This is a genomic window from Corynebacterium sp. HMSC061H03, assembly GCF_001838215.1.
In the GTDB taxonomy this organism is placed as follows: Bacteria; Actinomycetota; Actinomycetes; order Mycobacteriales; family Mycobacteriaceae; genus Corynebacterium; species Corynebacterium jeikeium_D.
In genome coordinates this window covers 1-2,054 of the sequence record NZ_KV836079.1, presented here as the reverse complement: position 1 = coordinate 2,054, position 2,054 = coordinate 1, and the positions used below count along the sequence as shown (strand labels likewise).

2 rRNA genes are annotated in these 2,054 nt (G+C 53.4%); both read left to right on the top strand.

The window, feature by feature from the left end:
- Positions 1-116: ribosomal RNA gene (locus tag HMPREF2787_RS08535) — 16S ribosomal RNA — on the top strand; the annotation flags it as partial.
- A gap of 383 nt (positions 117-499) precedes the next feature.
- Positions 500-2,054, top strand: a 23S ribosomal RNA gene (locus HMPREF2787_RS11180); the annotation flags it as partial.

Genomic DNA, 2,054 nt, shown 5'->3' with positions numbered 1-2,054 from the left:
GAAGCCAGTGGCCTAACACATTTTTTGTGGGGGAGCTGTCGAAGGTGGGATTGGCGATTGGGACGAAGTCGTAACAAGGTAGCCGTACCGGAAGGTGCGGCTGGATCACCTCCTTTCTAAGGAGATTATTTTTTCTTTGTGTCATGTGTCATCGTGTTGGTGGCGTGTGGCTATTTTTTGTTTTTTGGGTGGAACACCTACTGGTTAGATCACTGAAGTGGTGGTCTGCGCGTGCGTGTGATGATTTTAAACGTTTGTGCTTTCCTTTGGTGTTGGTTGGTTGTTGGTGCGCTGTTGGGTGTCTGGGATGACACACTTGTTGTTGTTCCTGTTTACAGGTTGCTGCGTGCTGCAGGCAGGCTGCTGTTTGGTGGTTTGTTGTGTGGTGTGTGGGTGTTGTGTGAGAACTGGATAGTGGACGCGAGCATCTTGTTTTTCTGTAAGTTCGATTTTGTCAAGCAGTTTTTCTGTTTGTGATTGTTCTTAGTTATTTGTTTGTGTGTTGTGTTGTAAGGGCGCATGGTGGATGCCTTGGCATAGTAGGCCGATGAAGGACGTGAGAGGCTGCGATAGGCCTCGGGGAGCTGCCAACTGAGCGTTGATCCGAGGGTGTCCGAATGGGGAAACCTGGCCGTCGTTGTGGGCGGTCGCCGTTAGATGAATTCATAGTCTAATTGGTGGTTACGCGGGGAAGTGAAACATCTCAGTACCCGTAGGAGTAGAAAACAATTGTGATTCCGTTAGTAGTGGCGAACGAACGTGGATGAGGCTAAACCGCGTGCGTGTGATACCTGGCAGGGTTTGCGTGCGTGGGGTTGTGGGGATGCATTGTGCAGGGTCTGCTAGTCCTGCGTTGTGTTGTGTGGGTGTAGCGGAAGTGGATTGGAATGTCCTGCCGTAGACGGTGAGAGTCCGGTACGTGAAACACCCGTGCGTGCAATTGGTGTGTTGCCCGAGTAGCAGCGGGCTCGTGGAATCTGCTGTGAATCTGCCGGGACCACCCGGTAAGCCTAAATACCTGCTTATGACCGATAGCGGATTAGTACCGTGAGGGAATGGTGAAAAGTACCCCGGGAGGGGAGTGAAATAGTACCTGAAACCATGTGCTTACAATCCGTCAGAGCCCTTTTTTGTGGGGTGATGGCGTGCCTTTTGAAGAATGAGCCTGCGAGTCAGCGGCATGTCGCGAGGTTAACCCGTTTGGTGGGGTAGTCGTAGCGAAAGCGAATACTAACTAGTGTGTTGTCAGTGGCATGTCCTGGACCCGAAGCGGGGTGATCTACCCATGGCCAGTGTGAAGCAGAGGTAAGACTCTGTGGAGGCGCGAACCCACTTAGGTTGAAAACTGAGGGGATGAGTTGTGGGTAGGGGTGAAAGGCCAATCAAACTCCGTGATAGCTGGTTCTCCCCGAAATGCATTTAGGTGCAGCGTCGTGTGTTTCCTCCTGGAGGTAGAGCTACTGGTTGGTTTAGCGGGACTATCATCTTAGCGACATCAGCCAAACTCCGAATGCCGGTGAGGTGAGAGCACGGCAGTGAGACTGCGGGGGATAAGCTTCGTAGTCGAGAGGGAAACAGCCCAGATCGCCGGCTAAGGCCCCTAAGGGTGTGCTAAGTGGAAAAGGATGTGGGATCGCGAAGACAACCAGGAGGTTGGCTTAGAAGCAGCCATCCTTGAAAGAGTGCGTAATAGCTCACTGGTCGAGTGGTTCTGCGCCGACAATGTAGTGGGGCTCAAGTACACCGCCGAAGCCGCGGCAATCACCTTTGTGGTGGTTGGGTAGGGGAGCGTCGCGTGACTGCTGTGAAGCGCTGGGGTAACCCTAGTGTGGAGTGTGCGCGAGTGAGAATGCAGGCATGAGTAGCGAATGAGGAGTGGAAAACTCCTCCGCCGAATGACTAAGGGTTCCTGGGCCAGGTTAATCCTCCCAGGGTGAGTCGGGACCTAAGGCGAGGCCGACAGGCGTAGTCGATGGATAACGGGTTGATATTCCCGTACCCGTGTGTCCGCGCCCATGGTGAATCAGGGATACTAACCCACCTGAACACGCGCC